Origin of the sequence: Streptomyces sp. NPDC059452 (genome assembly GCF_042750035.1) — a bacterium.
Taxonomy (GTDB): domain Bacteria; phylum Actinomycetota; class Actinomycetes; order Streptomycetales; family Streptomycetaceae; genus Streptomyces.
The window spans coordinates 125,984-143,199 of the sequence record NZ_JBHYVE010000015.1; the positions used below are offsets into that span (position 1 = coordinate 125,984).

General features: G+C 72.5%; 16 protein-coding genes. 10 read left to right on the forward strand and 6 right to left on the reverse strand.

Features of this window, described 5'->3' with window-relative positions; genetic code table 11:
• Positions 1-9 precede the first annotated feature (9 nt).
• Positions 10-840, reverse strand: coding sequence for a class I SAM-dependent methyltransferase (locus tag ACFW9Z_RS20890; protein WP_384642864.1), 831 nt, complete (start codon positions 838-840; stop codon positions 10-12).
• 440 nt (positions 841-1,280) lie between these two features.
• On the opposite strand from ACFW9Z_RS20890, the gene rpsA reads away from it, so the two are divergent.
• From rpsA to ACFW9Z_RS20910, 4 genes are all read left to right on the forward strand, one after another.
• Positions 1,281-2,792 carry a 30S ribosomal protein S1 gene (gene rpsA / locus ACFW9Z_RS20895; RefSeq protein ID WP_018512105.1) on the forward strand — a complete coding sequence of 504 codons (1,512 nt, stop codon included), beginning with the start codon at positions 1,281-1,283 and terminating at the stop codon, positions 2,790-2,792.
• Positions 2,793-3,084: 292 nt separating this feature from the next.
• Positions 3,085-4,023: a PAC2 family protein gene (locus tag ACFW9Z_RS20900; RefSeq protein WP_384642868.1), complete on the forward strand. Its 939-nt coding sequence runs from the start codon at positions 3,085-3,087 to the stop codon at positions 4,021-4,023.
• Between the two features lie 93 nt (positions 4,024-4,116).
• The gene (coaE, locus tag ACFW9Z_RS20905; protein WP_384642871.1) at positions 4,117-4,725 is read left to right on the forward strand and encodes a dephospho-CoA kinase; all 609 of its coding nucleotides are present in this window, start codon (positions 4,117-4,119) and stop codon (positions 4,723-4,725) included.
• A 78-nt stretch (positions 4,726-4,803) separates the two neighbouring features.
• Entirely contained in the window at positions 4,804-5,172 is a 369-nt protein-coding gene (locus tag ACFW9Z_RS20910) for a tetratricopeptide repeat protein (protein WP_384642873.1), read from the forward strand.
• A gap of 44 nt (positions 5,173-5,216) precedes the next feature.
• On the opposite strand, the gene ACFW9Z_RS20915 is transcribed toward ACFW9Z_RS20910, so the two are convergent.
• Positions 5,217-5,549 (reverse strand): DUF6343 family protein, encoded by a 333-nt coding sequence (locus tag ACFW9Z_RS20915; RefSeq protein ID WP_384642876.1) that lies wholly within the window; start codon positions 5,547-5,549, stop codon positions 5,217-5,219.
• 107 nt (positions 5,550-5,656) lie between these two features.
• Complete coding sequence (locus tag ACFW9Z_RS20920) at positions 5,657-6,013, reverse strand: hypothetical protein (protein WP_384642879.1); 357 nt, start codon at positions 6,011-6,013, stop codon at positions 5,657-5,659.
• A 368-nt stretch (positions 6,014-6,381) separates the two neighbouring features.
• Between ACFW9Z_RS20920 and ACFW9Z_RS20925 the strand changes: the two genes are divergently transcribed.
• From ACFW9Z_RS20925 to ACFW9Z_RS20935, 3 genes are all read left to right on the forward strand, one after another.
• On the forward strand, positions 6,382-9,540 hold the full coding sequence (locus tag ACFW9Z_RS20925; protein ID WP_384642882.1) for a DEAD/DEAH box helicase: 3,159 nt from the start codon (positions 6,382-6,384) through the stop codon (positions 9,538-9,540).
• A 188-nt stretch (positions 9,541-9,728) separates the two neighbouring features.
• The gene (locus ACFW9Z_RS20930) at positions 9,729-10,985 is read left to right on the forward strand and encodes an SWIM zinc finger family protein (protein WP_384642885.1); all 1,257 of its coding nucleotides are present in this window, start codon (positions 9,729-9,731) and stop codon (positions 10,983-10,985) included.
• An 85-nt stretch (positions 10,986-11,070) separates the two neighbouring features.
• Complete coding sequence (locus tag ACFW9Z_RS20935; RefSeq protein WP_384642888.1) at positions 11,071-11,802, forward strand: hypothetical protein; 732 nt, start codon at positions 11,071-11,073, stop codon at positions 11,800-11,802.
• 426 nt (positions 11,803-12,228) lie between these two features.
• On the opposite strand, the gene ACFW9Z_RS20940 is transcribed toward ACFW9Z_RS20935, so the two are convergent.
• Positions 12,229-13,440: a pyridoxal phosphate-dependent aminotransferase gene (locus ACFW9Z_RS20940; RefSeq protein ID WP_384642891.1), complete on the reverse strand. Its 1,212-nt coding sequence runs from the start codon at positions 13,438-13,440 to the stop codon at positions 12,229-12,231.
• A gap of 86 nt (positions 13,441-13,526) precedes the next feature.
• On the opposite strand from ACFW9Z_RS20940, the gene ACFW9Z_RS20945 reads away from it, so the two are divergent.
• Positions 13,527-14,204 (forward strand): winged helix-turn-helix transcriptional regulator, encoded by a 678-nt coding sequence (locus tag ACFW9Z_RS20945; protein ID WP_384642894.1) that lies wholly within the window; start codon positions 13,527-13,529, stop codon positions 14,202-14,204.
• 36 nt (positions 14,205-14,240) lie between these two features.
• On the forward strand, positions 14,241-14,885 hold the full coding sequence (locus ACFW9Z_RS20950) for a uridine kinase (protein ID WP_384642897.1): 645 nt from the start codon (positions 14,241-14,243) through the stop codon (positions 14,883-14,885).
• On the opposite strand, the gene ACFW9Z_RS20955 is transcribed toward ACFW9Z_RS20950, so the two are convergent.
• On the reverse strand, positions 14,882-15,814 hold the full coding sequence (locus tag ACFW9Z_RS20955) for a carbohydrate kinase family protein (RefSeq protein WP_384642900.1): 933 nt from the start codon (positions 15,812-15,814) through the stop codon (positions 14,882-14,884). The two genes, ACFW9Z_RS20950 and ACFW9Z_RS20955, sit on opposite strands and share 4 nt — an antisense overlap.
• Positions 15,811-16,740: a pseudouridine-5'-phosphate glycosidase gene (locus ACFW9Z_RS20960; RefSeq protein WP_384642903.1), complete on the reverse strand. Its 930-nt coding sequence runs from the start codon at positions 16,738-16,740 to the stop codon at positions 15,811-15,813. The genes ACFW9Z_RS20955 and ACFW9Z_RS20960 overlap by 4 nt, the downstream gene beginning before the upstream one ends.
• A 104-nt stretch (positions 16,741-16,844) precedes the next feature.
• Between ACFW9Z_RS20960 and ACFW9Z_RS20965 the strand changes: the two genes are divergently transcribed.
• Entirely contained in the window at positions 16,845-17,207 is a 363-nt protein-coding gene (locus ACFW9Z_RS20965; RefSeq protein WP_384642906.1) for a cupin domain-containing protein, read from the forward strand.
• The last annotated feature ends 9 nt before the right edge of the window (positions 17,208-17,216 follow it).

Consider the following 17,216-nt stretch of genomic DNA (forward strand, 5'->3'; position numbering starts at 1 on the left):
AGGGAGACGTCAGTCCCGCTCGCACACGAAGATCGCCGTGCCCGGGATCAGGTTGCCGCGCAGCGGGGACCAGCCGCCCCACTCCTGGTCGTTCCACTCCGGCCATTCCGGTTCGACCAGGTCGAGCAGCCGGAACCCACCCGCCACCACGTCCCGCACCCGGTCACCGAGCGTGCGGTGGTGTTCCACATAGACGGCGTTGCCCTGCTCGTCCTGCTCCACGTAGGGAACGCGGTCGAAGTAGGAGGCGGCGACGGAGAGGCCCTCGGGCCCCGGCTCGTCGGGGAACGCCCAGCGGATCGGGTGCGTCACGGAGAAGACCCAGCGCGCGCCGGGCCGCAGCACGCGGTGGACCTCGCGGAAGACCTGGACGGGGTCGGCGACGAAGGGCACCGCCCCGTACGCCGAGCAGGCCAGGTCGAAGGAGGCGTCCCGGAAGGGGAGCCGGCCCGCGTCCGCCTCGACGAGCGGGATGCCCTCGCCGATGCGCAGGGCGTGCTGGAGCTGCCGGTGGGAGAGGTCGAGGGCCACCGGGCGGGCGCCCTGTCCGGCCAGCCAGCGCGAGCACTGCGCGGCCCCGGCGCCGATCTCCAGGACGTCGAGGCCCTTGAGGGCCTCGACGGGCCCCAGGAGGGCGGCCTCGGCCTCGTCGAGCCCTTCCGGGCCCCAGACGAAGCGGTCGTCCCCCAGGAAGCCGCCGTGGTCCATCTGGTACTCGTCGGCGTTGCGGTCCCACCACCCGCGGCTGGCCCGGCTGCTCTCGGCCTCGTCCGCCGCGCGGCGGGTGGCTTCGGGTTCGGCCGTTTCGTAGGAGCAGGTCCCGTGGATCTCTTGGCTCATCGTGCCCGTCGTTGTAGTTTGCCTTCACTCGCCGCACGCGGTACGTACCAGGCACCAGGGTGGTACCGGGTTACGGGCACGTGTGCGCGACGCCTTGCCGCCCTGCCGTATTGTGTTCGGGTCGATCGGCCCGAACACGCCTCGGAGAACAGGAGTTGCTCCGGAACAGGGCCGATACCGGGCCGCTGTGCCCCCGGTCCGCGCCTGCGTGCATTGACCCTGTCCGGCTGCCCCCGTATGCTACAAGTTGCGCTGCGAGCCTGCGCGCCTCAGACCTAGCAGGCCGCGCTCGCGTCTGTTGCATGTCCCCTCGGTTGTCGAGGCGTCTCTCCGGAAACGGATTGCGCGCTTTCCAGGCTGTCCGGCTTCTGCAGAGGCGATACGGGCTTTCGGCGTAGCAGTACCTACGACTCTCTGTCCGTACCGGAGCCCTTTCCCACATGACGAGCAGCACCGAGACCACCGCCACCACTCCGCAGGTTGCGGTCAACGACATCGGCGACGCGGACGCGTTCCTCGCGGCGATCGACGAGACGATCAAGTACTTCAACGACGGCGACATCGTTGACGGTGTCATCGTCAAGGTTGACCGGGACGAGGTTCTCCTCGACATCGGTTACAAGACCGAAGGTGTCATCCCGAGCCGCGAGCTCTCGATCAAGCACGACGTCGACCCGAACGAGGTCGTCAAGGTCGGCGACGAGATCGAGGCCCTGGTCCTTCAGAAGGAGGACAAGGAAGGCCGCCTGATCCTCTCGAAGAAGCGCGCTCAGTACGAGCGTGCCTGGGGCACCATCGAGAAGATCAAGGAAGAAGACGGCATCGTCACCGGTACCGTCATCGAGGTCGTCAAGGGTGGTCTCATCCTCGACATCGGCCTCCGCGGCTTCCTCCCGGCGTCGCTCGTCGAGATGCGTCGTGTCCGCGACCTCCAGCCCTACGTGGGCAAGGAGCTCGAGGCGAAGATCATCGAGCTGGACAAGAACCGCAACAACGTGGTCCTGTCCCGCCGTGCCTGGCTCGAGCAGACCCAGTCCGAGGTTCGCCAGACGTTCCTCACCACCCTGCAGAAGGGTCAGGTCCGCTCCGGCGTCGTCTCCTCCATCGTCAACTTCGGTGCCTTCGTGGACCTGGGTGGCGTCGACGGTCTCGTGCACGTCTCCGAGCTCTCCTGGAAGCACATCGACCACCCCTCCGAGGTTGTCGAGGTCGGCCAGGAAGTCACCGTCGAGGTCCTCGACGTCGACATGGACCGCGAGCGCGTCTCCCTGTCGCTCAAGGCGACGCAGGAAGACCCGTGGCAGCAGTTCGCCCGGACGCACCAGATCGGTCAGGTCGTCCCGGGTAAGGTCACCAAGCTCGTTCCGTTCGGTGCGTTCGTCCGCGTCGACGAGGGCATCGAGGGTCTGGTCCACATCTCCGAGCTGGCCGAGCGCCACGTGGAGATCCCGGAGCAGGTCGTCCAGGTCAACGACGAGATCTTCGTCAAGGTCATCGACATCGACCTTGAGCGCCGCCGCATCAGCCTCTCGCTGAAGCAGGCCAACGAGTCCTTCGGTGGCGACCCGGCCTCGGTCGAGTTCGACCCGACGCTGTACGGCATGGCCGCGTCGTACGACGACCAGGGCAACTACATCTACCCCGAGGGCTTCGACCCCGAGACCAACGACTGGCTCGAGGGCTTCGAGGCGCAGCGCGAGGTCTGGGAGACCCAGTACGCCGAGGCGCAGCAGCGCTTCGAGCAGCACCAGGCCCAGGTCATCAAGTCCCGCGAGGCCGACGAGGCCGCCGCTGCCGAGGGTGCTGCCGCCCCGGCCGGCGCCGCTCCGGCCGCCTCGGGCGGCTCCGGTGGCGGTTCGTACTCCTCGGAGTCGGCGGACAACTCCGGCGCCCTGGCGTCGGACGAGGCCCTGGCTGCCCTGCGCGAGAAGCTGGCGGGCGGCCAGAGCTGACGCTCCGGACCCCGGTGGCTCCATCGGCTGCGGTAGAGCTGTAGAGCACTGAGTGAGGCCCGTTCCCTTCGGGGGGCGGGCCTCACTCGCGTATCGGGGTGCTGATCAGGGCATCACGGCGATGCCGGTCAGCCCGCTGCCGCCGGTGACGGTAGGGACGGCGACGGACCCGTCAAGGTCTGGACCGATAACTGACGGGCCGTGAAGCTCCGTTGCCGGAAAGTGTGGTCGCGGGGAATGCTCATGGAGTCGGCCGCGTTCTTCCGAAGGAACACGAGGAGGAGCGGTAACCGTGCCTGATCCGCAGAGTTTGTACGAATGGGAGCCGAAGGGCCTGGCCGTCGTCGACATGGCGCTGGCCCAGGAGTCGGCCGGCCTGGTCATGCTCTACCACTTCGAGGGATACATCGACGCGGGCGAGACCGGCGAGCAGATCGTCGACGGCCTGCTCGAAACGCTGCCCCACCAGGTCGTGGCCCGCTTCGACCATGACCGGCTCGTCGACTACCGCGCACGCCGGCCCCTGCTGACCTTCCGGCGCGACCGCTGGACGTCCTTCGAGGCTCCGACCCTGGAGGTCCGGGTCGTCCAGGACGCCACCGGAGCGCCCTTCCTGCTGCTGTCGGGCCCCGAGCCGGACGTCGAGTGGGAGCGGTTCGCCGCCGCCGTCGAGCAGATCGTCGAGCGCCTCGGCGTCCGCCTCACGGTCAACTTCCACGGCATCCCCATGGGCGTCCCGCACACCCGCCCCGTCGGCATCACCCCGCACGGCAACCGCACGGACCTGATGCCCGGCCACCGCAGCCCCTTCGACGAGGCCCAGGTGCCCGGCTCGGCGGAGTCCCTCGTCGAGTACCGGCTGATGGAGTCCGGCCACGACGTCCTCGGGGTCGCCACCCACGTCCCGCACTACGTCGCCCGCTCCGCCTACCCGGACGCGGCCCTGACCGCGCTGGAGGCGATCACCGCCGCGACCGGCCTGGTCCTGCCGGCCCTCGCGCACTCCCTGCGCACCGAGGCCCACCGCACCCAGACCGAGATCGACCGGCAGATCGGCCAGGGCGACGAGGAGCTGGTCTCCCTCGTCGAGGGCCTTGAGCACCAGTACGACGCGGTCGCCGGCTCCGAGACCCGGGGCAACCTCGTCGCCGAACCCGTCGACCTGCCGTCCGCCGACGAGATCGGCCGCGAGTTCGAGCGCTTCCTCGCGGAGCGGGAGGGCGACGCCTGAGCCACCGGGCAGGAGGGCGACGGCTGAGCCACCGAGCCACCGGGCGGGAGGGCGGCCGTTGCGCGTCCCGGCCGGGCCCGTAGGCTGCGGCCCATGCTGAAAGTGGGCCTGACCGGCGGGATCGGCGCCGGCAAGAGCGAAGTGTCGCGGCGGTTCGTCGAGTACGGTGCCGTGCTGATCGACTCCGACCGTATCGCGCGCGAGGTCGTCGAGCCCGGGACGCCCGGGCTCGCGGCCGTGGTCGAGGAGTTCGGGCCGGACGTCCTGGCCGCCGACGGCACCCTGGACCGCCCGGCGCTCGGCGCGATCGTCTTCGCCGACCCGGACCGCCGCGCCGCGCTGAACGCGATCGTCCACCCCCTGGTCGGCGCCCGCGCCGCCGAGCTGGAAGGGGAGGCCGCGGCGGACGCCGTCGTCATCCACGACGTACCGCTGCTGGCGGAGAACGGCCTGGCCCCCTTCTACGACCTGGTCGTGGTGGTGGACGCGTCCCCCGAGACCCAGCTCGACCGGCTGGTGAACCTGCGCGGAATGACCGAGTCCGACGCCCGCGCCCGGATGGCCGCCCAGGCCACCCGCGAGGAGCGCCTGGCCGTCGCCGATCTGACCGTGGACAACGACGGGCCGCTGGAGGCGCTGGAGCCGCAGATCCGGGGGGTCTGGGAGGAACTGCTGCGCAGGGCGGCGGCCACCAGCCGCTGACCCGTACCGGCTCCCGCGCCGGAATACCCGCACCGGGGCGGACGTTGGAAACGCGGGAGCGAAGGGAAGGATGCGACCGTGCCCGAGAGCAACCCCGAAACCCATGTCATCGACTTCCGCGCTGCTGAGCAACTGCTCGACGCCCGGGACCCCCGGGGCGCGGTCAAACTGCTCGATTCGGTGATCGCCGCCCACCCGGAGAACACCGCCGCCCGGCTGCTGCGGGCCCGCGCCTTCTTCGCCTCCGCCCAACTCCGCCCGGCCGAGCTGGAGTTCGAGCTGGTGCTGGAGCGTGAGCCGGACAACGCCTTCGCCCACTACGCGCTGGCCCGCACCTTCGAGCGGGCGGGCCGCCCGGACCAGGCGATGCGGCACTTCCGGCTCGCGGCGGCGCTGGACCCGAAGCCGGAGTACCTGAAGGCGGCCAGGTTCGACGCGGAGGGCTGACCGCGCGCGGCTGTTTCGACCTCGCCGCCGTCATGGGGGCTTCGTCACGGTGGCTTCGTACGGTCTCCGGGGTCGGGCCTGCGCCACTGGGGGCGTCCGCCCCGGTCGGGTTCGTACGGCGGGACGTCCCGGCCCGGCTGGAAATGCGCCCCCTGGCGCATGCGGTACGTGACCACGCAGAGGTCCAGGAGCGTGAGGGCCAGGAGCACCGCGCAGGCCATCGCCCACCCCGGCCGTCCGGTGAGGGAGAAGGCCAGCAGACCGAAGAGCGCCCAGAACGTTCCCCACAGGCTCAGCCAGAGCCGCATCCGCAACGGACTGCGGGCGGTCGCGGGCTCACTGCCGGTACGCATCACGATCACCTCACCCTCCAGCATGTACCCGGGAGGCCGGGGAGGGGAGCCGAGGGCGCGGGGCGGACCGTTGGTCCTTCAGACGGCCGTCTCCGCCTGCGGGCATGCGGCCGTCTCCGCCTGCGGGTCGCTCAGTGCACGAAGGTGTAGCTGCGCCACGGCGGGCCGCTCTCGGCCGCCACATCGCTGAACGTGGTGGCCACGTAGGCCGTCCCGCCGCCGGTGCAGTCGCGGCTCGGGTAGAGGATGATGTCGACCAGCGTGCCGTTCTCGACCTCGCGGGCCCCGGCGGGGGCCAGCCGGTGGCAGCCGCGCACCGAAGGACTGTTCACCTGCACCACGGCCTCGCGGTCGGTGTGGTACGTCACCGGGCCGACCGCTGTACGGCCGAGGCCGGAGCAGCCGGAGGCGGTGAGGGCGAGGAGCGAGGCTGCGGCGACGGCGCCGAGACGGCGTCGGCGGCGGGGATCGGGCGCGGTCACGGACATGGGCGGGTCCTCGTCTGCTCGTCCGGTGCTCGTCCGGCTCTCATCGGTACGTCTCCGGCTCTCATCGCTGCGCCGGGGAGACGTGCTGGCGCTGGCCACCCTGCCCGCTCCCCACCGCCCCGGCATCCGGTGCGCGGCCGACCGGGCGAGAAGCGGAATGTCGGATGCGCACCGCCCACCTGGGCGGGGTGCCGGTCGCCGATCACTGAGCGTGGCCGGTTCCGGGTCGGGGTCGAGCGCCCCGTATACCGCTCTGAGCTGCGGTGACGCGGCCGGGGGAAGCATTGTCAGACCTCGCGCCTAGACTCGCAGAGTCAGCATGAGCTGTGCTGGCCGACTGAGCGAATCGGTGGGAGGGGGTGGCCGGAATGGCGGCACGGGACGCGCAGGACCTGCGCGGTGGCGAGCTGCGGAATGTCGCGGGGGACTCGCGCGGTGGTGAGGCGCGGAACGACGCACAGGAACCGCACGGCGGTGAGCTGCGCAGTGCGGACGTCGGCAGCCTGCTGCGCTGTGCGGCGGTCTTCCTGCCGGGGCAGGTCCCACGGGACGGCCGGATCGCCTTCTGGGACCCGCACGCGGACGCCGATACGGCCGGGCGGGACGGGTCCTCCTTCGCCTACGCGGACGAGGCCTACGCCGATGACCGGGCCCCGGCCGACGGTGTGCCGTACCGCGCGGCGGAGCTCACGGTCGTCCGCCGGGACGGGGCGGCGGGCCCGGGCGGGTCGTCCGGTGCCCGGAGCGCCGAGGTGCCCGCCGCACTGCTCTCCGTGGCCGACGCGCTGCCCGTGCTCGTCCGCGCCCGGCACCAGGCGTCCGCCCACCCCGCCACCCGCTGCTGGGGCGCGGCCGCACTGCACGCCCTCCACCTGGTCGCGCGCGGCAGGCTGCTGCCCGGCCTCACGGCGGGCGGCCACGACGCCTGGCGGGCGGGCCCACGGGACGCCGAGGACATCGCGCACCTGCGGGCCACCGCCGCGGCGCTGCCGCCCGAGGGGTACGCGGTGCCGCTCCCGGACCTCGATCCGCTCCGGCTCCCCGACCCGGAGGCGCTGATCGGCTCCTTCCTGGACGCGGTCGCCGACACGCTCCCGCGCACCCCGGCCGCCGCCTTCGCGATGGGCGCGCCCTTCGCCGCCCGTGAGCCCCAGCACCTGCCCCACGCCGCCGCCTGGGCCGTCGAGGTGGCCTCCGGCCTGGACGCGGGCGTACGGGTCTCGCTGCGGCTGGACCTCTCCGCGTACGAGCTGTTCGACACCGCCGACACCTACGCCGTCACGGCCTCCGGGGAGGACGCTTCGGAGCACCTGGAGCACCTGGAGCACCTGGAGCACCCGGAGCACCCGGAGCATGCAGTGCGCCCGGAGCATGCAGTGCACGCAGCGCCTGCGGTGCATCCGGACGACCCGGCGGCCCGTCATGCCGCCGCGGCCGTCGTGCAGGTCCACAGCCTCGCCGATCCCACGTACGTGGTCGACGCGGCCGCCCTGTGGAACGGCATGGCGGGTGAGCCCTTCGGCCCGCGCGCCCGGGTCGACGCGGTGCTGGCGCTGCGCAGGGCCGCCCGGGTCTGGGCCCCGCTGGAGCGGCTGCTGGAGCAGCCCGTCCCCGACGTGCTCGCGATCACCGAGGACGAGCTGTACGAGCTGCTGAGTGACGCGGGCGCCCGGCTGGCGGCCGCCGGGGTCCAGGTCCACTGGCCCCGCGAGCTGGCCCGTTCGCTCACCGCGGCCGCCGTCGTGCGGCCCGCGCCCGGATCGGCCACCGACGGAACCTCCTTCTTCGACGCCGAGCAGCTCTTCTCCTTCGACTGGCAGCTCTCCCTGGGCGACGAGCGGCTGACCGAGGCCGAGATGGACACCCTCGCCGAGGCCCACCGCCCGGTGGTGCGGCTGCGCGACCAGTGGGTGGTCGTCGATCCCGCCCTCGTCCGCAAGGCCCGCAAGCGGGAGCTGGGGCTGCTGGACCCGGTGGACGCGCTGGCCGTCGCCCTCACCGGGAGCGCCGAGGTGGACGGGGAGCAGGTCGAGGCCGTCCCCGCCGGAGCCCTCGCCGCCCTCCGTACGCGCATCCTCGACGACCGCACGACGATCGCACCGCCGCCCGGGCTCGACGCGACCCTGCGCGACTACCAGCTGCGCGGGCTCGCCTGGCTGGACCGGATGACCTCGCTCGGGCTCGGCGGCTGTCTCGCCGACGACATGGGCCTGGGCAAGACGATCACCCTCATCGCCCTGCATCTGCACCGCGCCCAGCAGGCCCCCACGCTCGTCGTCTGCCCCGCCTCCCTCCTCGGCAACTGGCACCGGGAGATCAACCGCTTCGCCCCCGGTGTCCCGGTCCGCCGCTTCCACGGCACCGACCGGACCCTGGGCGAGCAGGACGGCGGCTTCGTCCTCACCACGTACGGCACCATGCGCTCCAGCGCGCCCCAACTCGCCGCGCACACCTGGGGTCTGGTCGTCGCCGACGAGGCCCAGCACGTCAAGAACCCGCACTCCTCCACCGCGAAGGCCCTGCGCACCATCCCCGCCCCGGCCAGGGTCGCCCTGACCGGCACCCCCGTGGAGAACAACCTCTCCGAGCTCTGGGCCCTGCTCGACTGGACGACCCCCGGACTGCTCGGCCCGCTCAAGGCGTTCCGGGCCCGGCACGCCCGGATCGTGGAGAACACCGGCACGGCCGCGGGCCTGGGCAACGAGGAGGCGGTCGAGCGGCTCGCCCGGCTGGTCCGCCCCTTCCTCCTCCGCCGCAAGAAGTCCGACCCCGGCATCGCGCCCGAGCTGCCGCTCAAGACGGAGACCGACCACCCCGTCTCCCTCACCCGGGAGCAGGCCACGCTCTACGAGGCGGCCGTGCGCGAGACGATGGCGCAGATCGAGGGGGCCGAGGGCATCGCCCGCCGCGGCCTCGTCATGAAGCTGCTGGCCGCGCTCAAGCAGATCTGCAACCACCCGGCGCAGTATCTGAAGGAGGAGCCCACCCGGCTCACCGGCCGCTCCGGCAAGCTCGCCCTGCTCGACGAACTGCTCGACACGATCCTCTCCGAGGACAGCTCCGTCCTGATCTTCACCCAGTACGTGACGATGGCCAAGCTCCTCTCCGCCCACCTGGCCTCCCGGGCGATCCCGTCCCAACTCCTGCACGGCGGTACGCCGGTGCCCGAGCGGGAGCGGATGGTGGACCGCTTCCAGTCCGCCGAGGTCCCCGTCTTCCTGCTCTCCCTGAAGGCTGCCGGGACGGGGCTGAACCTCACCCGGGCCGCCCATGTCATCCACTACGACCGCTGGTGGAACCCGGCCGTGGAGGAGCAGGCCACCGACCGGGCGTACCGCATCGGGCAGACCCAGCCCGTGCAGGTCCACCGGCTCATCGCGGAGGGCACGGTGGAGGACCGGATCGCCGAGCTGCTGGAGTCCAAGCGGGCCCTCGCGGACGCGGTGCTCGGTACGGGCGAGACCGCCCTCACCGAGCTGAGCGACCGCGATCTGGCCGACCTCGTCTCGCTGCGGAGGCCCGCATGAGCCCGCGCCCGACGTCTGGACCGGCATCCCGTAGGACGCCCGGTCCCGTACCCCGTACGCCGCCCGGTTCGACACCGCGTACGGCGGCACCCGGTCCGGCCGCGCGCCCCGCTTCCGGTGCCGCTTCCCGTTCGGCGGCGCCCCGCTCCCGGCCGGGCCCCGACGATCTGCGGCGCACCTTCGAGGCGGTGCCCGCCCGCACCTCCCAGGAGGGCGAGCCCTTCGCGGACAGCTGGTGGGGCCGAGCCTGGGTGGCCGCGCTGGAGTCCCTGTCGATGGACGGGGCCCGGCTCGCCCGCGGCCGCGCGTACGCCGACGAGGGCAAGGTCGCCGCGATCACCGTCACCCCCGGCCGTGTCGTCGCCTATGTGCACGGCAGCCGCGCCCGTCCCTACCGCGCCGAGCTGCGCCTGCGCACCTTCACCGACACCGGCTGGGACACCCTGCTCGACGCGGTCGCCGCCCACCCCGGCCACCTCTCCGCGCTGCTGGCGAAGGAGATGCCGCACTCCCTGGCCGACACCGCGCGGGAGGCCGACATCCGGCTGCTGCCCGGCGGCAACGACCTGGACCCGAGCTGTACGTGCCCCGACCACGGACGGCCCTGCAAGCATGTCGCCGCCCTCTGCTTCCAGACCGCGCGGCTGCTGGACAGCGACCCGTTCGTCCTGCTGCTGATGCGGGGCCGGGGCGAGCGCGAGCTGCTGGAGGAGCTGGGCCGCCGCAACGCCGAGCACTCCGCCCGCGAGCGCCCCGCCGCCCCCGCCGTCCCGTCGGTCGCGGCGGTGGAAGCCCTCGCGGACCGCTACCTGCCGCCGCTTCCGGCGCCTCTGCCCGTCCCGCCGCACCCGGGCCAGCCGCCGTCCTACCCGGATCTACCGGGTGCCCGCGACCCGCTGGGCCTGGACCACCTCGCCACCGACGCCGCCGCCCGCGCCCACGCCCTCCTGACGACGGGCCGCGATCCGCTCGCCGGGCTCACCCCCTGGCAGGACGCGGTCCGGATCGCCGCCTCCCGCCCCACCGCCGGGCTCACCGCCACCACCCGCGCGCTCTACCGCGAGCTCGCCCATGCCACCGGCCGCAACACCACCGACCTGGCCCGCGCGGTGGCCGCCTGGCGGCAGGGCGGCGCCGAGGGGCTCACGGTCCTGGAGACGCCCTGGGACCCCCCGGCCGGCCCCTTCGACCGGGCCAGGCCCCTGCTGGCCGCCGCCGAGTTCCCGCGCTTCACGCCCTGGCGCAACCACCTCACCCACCCGGACGGCTCGCTCCAGCTCCGCTTCGGCCACGACGCCCGCTGGTACGGCTACGAGTCCGACCCCGGCGCCGACGACTGGTGGCCCCGCGCCGCCCCGGACCCCGACCCGGTGGCCGCCCTCGAAGCCCTGCTGACCGGCGACGCGGTCCCGGACATGGAGGACCCCCCTCCGTACATCCGGTAGGCGCACGGGTCGGCGGCCCCCGACGACACGTACGTACGGTAAAACCCTTGGCCACAGCCCAGTTGGCGCTGCTAGCGTCCTCGACGTGGCGAAACTCAATCAGATCATCGCAGTGGAGAAGGGCGTCAAGTCCAAGGCGCACCAGGACCTGACGGCAGCACACCACGGCCTCCAGAAGGCCGGACTGCTCGCCGGGATCTCCCGGACCTACCAGCCCAAGGACGAGGAGGGCGAACAGCTTCCGCCCGAGTCGACGCTGGTCCAGGTCAAGGCCGAGGACGTGCTGCGGGACACCGCGACCACCCTGACCCGGCTCTTCGATGTGACCGCCACCAAGGACTGGGCGAACTGCTCGGCCAGGGCCGATGTGAAGGTCGACGGCCGGGTGCTGGTGGCCGAGGTGCCGGTGTCGTATCTGCTCTTCCTGGAGAAGCAGCTGACCGACCTCAACACCTTCATCCGCAAGCTGCCGGTGCTGGACGCCGCCGAGGCCTGGGTGCAGGACCCGTCCACCGACTCCTGGAAGACGGAGCCGGTCCGGACGCTCCGTACGAAGAAGGTGCCCCGCAACCATGTCAAGGCGGAGGCCACCGAGAAGCACCCGGCGCAGGTCGAGGTGTACTACGAGGACATCCCGATCGGTTACTGGACGACCGTCAAGTTCTCCGGGGCGCTGCCCGCGCGGCGCGTCAACGAGCTGCTGGACCGGGTCGAGAAGCTCCAGCAGGCCGTGAAGTTCGCCCGCGAGGAGGCCAACGGCGTCGAGGTCACCGACCAGCGGGTGGGTGATGCGGTATTCGGTTACCTCTTCGGGTGACCGACCATGGATTCCCCGGCAGCCGATCAAGGCCACCGGGGTGCGCGAGGAGCGCAAGCTGAAACTGAAGCTTGTCGTGAAGGCGCGGTTCCAGTGGAGGTTCGACTCCTCCCTCCGGCACGGGCCGGAGTAGCCCAAGCAGGCAGAGGCAGACCGCCGTCAATCTCAGACTCTTGCTCCAGACTCAGCATTCGCCGCCGATCGCCGGATCGACCGGGCCCGGGCCCGCGCGCGTCGAGATGCCGGTTCAAGTCCGGCCCGCAGAGCTCCGATCTGCGGTGGTCCAAAGGCAGGACGCGACGACATCATGACTGACCCGGACCCTTAAACGTGCCGGCGTGCAAGATGGGTGGCACTCTCAGGGCCCGGAGGCCGGCTACGCCTCCGGGCCCGCTCCCGTTTCCGGGGCGGACCCGGGAGGGCTGCTCACTGCCGGTACCCGCTCAGGAAGCGGCCGATGCGGCTGATCGCCGCGTCGAGGTCGTCGGCGTACGGCAGGGTCAGGATGCGGAAGTGGTCCGGGCGCGGCCAGCTGAAGCCCGTGCCCTGCACCACCTGGATCTTCTCCCGCAGCAGCAGGTCCAGCACGAACTTCTCGTCGTCGATGATCGGGTGCACCTTCGGATCGATGCGCGGGAACGCGTACAGCGCGCCCTTCGGCTTGACGCACGAGACTCCGGGGATCTCGTTCAGCCGCTCCCAGGCCCGGTCGCGCTGTTCGTGCAGCCTGCCGCCGGGCGCCACCAGCTCCCGGATCGACTGCCGCCCGCCGAGCGCGGCCTGAATGGCGTACTGCGCGGGGGCGTTGGGGCACAGCCGCATGGAGGCCAGCATGGTCAGGCCCTCCAGGTAGTTGCGGGCGTGCTGCCGCGGACCGGACACCACCATCCAGCCGGAGCGGAACCCGGCCACCCGGTACGTCTTCGAGAGCCCGCTGAAGGTGAGGCAGACCAGGTCCGGGGCGAGGACCGCCGCGCTGTGGTGCTCGGCCCCGTCGTACAGGATCTGGTCGTAGATCTCGTCGGCGAAGACCATCAGGTTGTGCCGACGGGCCAGATCCAGGATGCCTTCGAGGATCTCGCGCGGATAGACCGCACCCGTCGGGTTGTTCGGGTTGATGATCACGACGGCCTTGGTGCGGTCGGTGATCTTGGCGGCCATGTCGGCGAGGTCCGGGTTCCAGTCGGACTCCTCGTCGCAGATGTAGTGCACGGCCTTGCCGCCCGCGAGCGTGGTCACCGCCGTCCAGAGCGGGAAGTCCGGGGCCGGGATCAGCACTTCGTCGCCGTCCTCCAGCAGCGCCTGCACCGCCATGGAGATCAGCTCGGAGACCCCGTTGCCGAGGAAGACGTCGTCCACGTTGACCTCGGTCAGCCCCATGGCCTGGTAGCGCTGGGCCACCGCCCGCCGCGCGGAGAGGATGCCGCGCGAATCGGTGTAGCCGTGGGCCTGGGGCAGCATCCGGATCATGTCCTGGACGATCTCCTCCGGCGCCTCGAAGCCGAAGAGCGCCGGGTTGCCCGTGTTGAGCCTCAGCACGCTGTGGCCCGCCTCCTCCAGGGCGTTGGCGTGCTCGATGACCGGGCCCCGGATCTCGTAACAGACCTCGTTGAGCTTGCTGGACTGCCGGAACTCCATGCGGTGCCTCCCCGAGCCGAACTGCGATACTTGGTTTTACCAAGCTTGAGCTTGGAAAGTCCAACAACATGTCTAGACTGCGTCGTATGCCACGTCAGCAGCCCGCTTCCGCACGCCCCGTCAGACGCCGGAGCTACGACCAGTTCTGCGCCACCGCCCGCGCCCTCGACTCCGTCGGCGACCGGTGGACGCTGCTGATCGTCCGCGAACTGCTCGCCGGACCCCGCCGCTACACCGACCTCCACGCCGACCTGCCCGGCGTCTCCACCGACGTCCTGGCCTCCCGCCTCAAGGACATGGAACAGGGCGGCCTCGCCGTCCGCCGCAAGCTGCCGCCGCCCGCCGCCGCATCGGTCTACGAGCTGACCGAGCGTGGCCACGGCCTGCTCCCCGTCCTGGCCGCCCTGGCCGAGTGGGGAGCCCCGGCCCTCACCGAACGCCGCCCCACCGACGCCGTACGCGCCCACTGGTTCGCCCTGCCGCTGCTGCCCGCACTGGCCGGGCTCACCCAGGAGGGCATCCTCGAAGTGCGCCTGGAAGAGGGCGAGTTCCATGTCCGTACGGGGGCGGGAGCGGCGATGGAGTCCGAGGACGGGCCGTACGGGTTCGGCCCGGCGCCCCGGCCCGACGCCCGCATCACCCTCGACGCCGAGCTGTGCCTGGAGCTGGGGCGCGGCGGTGTCACCCTCGCGGAGGCGGTCAAGGACGGCCGGATCGAGGTGGCGGGGGAGGGCCCGCTCGCCGCCGAGCTGCGGGGGGAGTGACGCGGGGCCGAGTCGTCAGCGATGGATGATGGAGACGTGCGACTCGAAGCGATCACCTGGGAACGGCTGGCCGACGAGCTGGCCCGGCACAGCGACGGGCTTTCCGCCGCCGACGGAGCCCCCTGGCTCACCCTCGGGATCGACGGCGCCCCGGCCGCCCGCACCGCTGACCTGGCCGAACGCGTCGCCGGTGAACTGCGGCTGCGCGGCCGGTCGGTGCTGGTCGTCTCCACCGAGGGGTTCCTGCGCCCGGCGAGCCTGCGCTTCGAGTACGGCAAGGAGGACCCGGACTCGTACATCGAGAGCTGGTTCGACACGGGCGCGCTCTGGCGCGAGGTGTTCGGGCCGCTGGAGGCGGGCGGCTCCGGGCGCGTGCTGCCGGACCTGTGGGACCCCGTCACCGACCGGGCCACCCGTACGCCGTACCACCCGCTGCCGGAGGGCGGGGTGGTGATCGTGCACGGTCCGTTGCTGCTCGGGCGCTGGTTCCCGTTCGCGCTGAGCGTCCATGTGCGGCTCTCGCCGGGGGCGTTGCGGCGGCGTACGGGGGAGGCGGAGCGGTGGACACTGCCCGCTTTCGCCCGGTACGAGGAGGAGGTGGCGCCCGCCGAGCAGGCGGACGTGGTCGTGCGCGCGGACGACCCGCACCATCCGGCATGGTCGGGGCTGGGGGGTTCCTAGGGGAGGGGCGGGCGGCCGCCCACCGTGGTCACCGCTTCGGCCCCGGCCCGGCAGCCCTCCGTCGCTGCGGCCGCATCGTCCGCCCCGGCCAGCAGGGCCGCGAGGAACCCGCCGGTGAACGCGTCACCCGCCCCCGTCGAGTCGACCGCCTCGCGGACCGGCCCGGCGTGGACCCGCCCCGTCACCGCGCCCCCGGCGGCCAGCACCGCACCCCCGGCGCCCAGGGTGACGGCGACCCGGGGGAACACACGGCTCAGCTCGGCCGCCGCTTCGGCCGGTTCGGGCAGTCCGGTCAGCAGCCGGGCCTCGTCGGCGTTGGGCAGCAGCAGCTCGGCCCCCTCGGCGAACTCCAGGAACCGCTTCGGCCCCAGCTCCGCCAGGAACCCCGCCGACGCCGGATCGACACTCACCGGAACGCCCCGTTCCCGTGCGGTACGCAGAGCGAGCAGCGCCGTGGCGCGGCTCGTCGCGGCGAACAGGAGATAGCCCGAGAGGTGCAGCCACCCCATGCCGTCGAGCATCGAGGGCGCGAAGTCGTCGGTGGCCAGCCGCAGTACGGCCCCGCTGTCGGTGAGGAACGTCCGCTCTGCGGCGGCGTCCACCAAGGAGACGACGGTCGCGGTCGCCACCTCCTCGTCCACCGCCAGCAGCGCCCGCACCCCCGCCCGCTCCAGCGCCTCCCGGTGCCAGTCGGCGGACTCCGCCCCGGCCCTGGCCACCAGCGCCACGTCCCGGCACCCCGAACGCACCGCCCAGCACGCGACGTTGGCCCCCGCACCGCCCGGCAGGGACCGGATACGGGCCGCGTTGTCCGTGCCGTGGACGAGCCCCGAGCCGTGGAGCGCCACCACGTCCGTGACCACGTCCCCCACCACCAGGAGCCCCCGGCCCGGCCCTGGAAGCGCCTGGTCCGCCCCCGCGCGACTCACCGTACGGCCGCCGCCGCGATCCGTGCCGCGAGCCGCACGTTCCCGCGCACCGCCGCCAGGTTCGCCTCCAGCGACGCGCCCTCGGTCCGCCGCATCAGCTGGTCCAGCAGGAACGGGGTGACGCCCTGCCCCGTGATCCCGCGCTCCCGGCACGCGTCGAGCGCCTCCGCGAGCACCCGGTCGTGCAGGGCGGGGTCCAACTGGTCCTGTTCCGGTACGGGGTTGGCGACGATCAGCGCGGCCTCCGGGCCGCCCAGCGCCTCCTTCGCCCGGATCACCTCCACCACCTCCTCGGGGCTGTGCACGGTCCAGTCGACCGGCTGGCCGGAGCTGCTCAGATAGAAGCCGGGGAAGTGCCCGGTGCCGTAACCGAGGATGCCCACCCCCAGAGTCTCCAGGCGCTGGAGCGTCGCCGGGACGTCAAGGATCGACTTCACGCCCGCACAGACCACGGTGATCCCGGTACGGGCGAGCAGCCGCAGATCGGCCGACTCGTCCTGGTTCTCGGCCCACTCCCGGTGTACGCCCCCGAGCCCTCCGGTGGCAAAGACGCGCAGGCCCGCCCGGGCCGCCAGGAAGGCCGTCGCGGAGACCGTCGTCGCTCCGCTCGCCCCGAGCGCGAGGGCGGGGGCGAGATCGCGGTGGCCCAGCTTCCGTACTGCCGGGTCGGCGGCGACCCGCTCCAACTGGTCCTTCTCCAGACCCACATGGGCCCGCCCGTCCAGGACGGCGACGGTGGCCGGGACCGCGCCGGAGGTCCGGACGATCCCTTCCAGTTCGACCGCCACCCGGAGGTTGCGGGGGCGCGGCAGCCCGTGCGCGATGATCGTCGACTCCAGGGCCACGACGGGCAGCCCGTCGGCCAGGGCCGCGCGCACTTCGGCGGAGAGGACCGGCTCGTAGGAGGTGTCGATGTTCTGAGGCATGCCCCCATCCCTGTCGCGGGCGGGAGGGGCGCAAACCACGGGGGGACGGGTTCCGGCCGGTCCTGGTGGGGCTCGGCCGGAAGTGGTCGCTAAGGTGACCGGCCATGACGACAAACGACCAGGCCCCCGCCTCCTTCGCCGTACACATCCCGGACGCCGACCTCGAACCGGAACCCCTCGATCCGGCACAGATCGTCTCGGGCGACCCCGTGGTCACGGGCAAGGTGCTGTGGGAGTCCGCCGACGGCAAGCAGGTGCGCGGGATCTGGCAGATCACCCCGGGAGTAGTCACCGACACCGAGGCGAACGAGCTGTTCGTGGTGGTCAGCGGCCGGGCGACCGTGGCGGTCGAGGGCGGCGCGACGCTGGAGATCGGGCCGGGGGACGCCTGCGTACTGCGCGAGGGCGACCGGACGACCTGGACGGTGCACGAGACGCTCCGCAAGGCGTACCACATCAGCCTCTGAGGGCGCCGG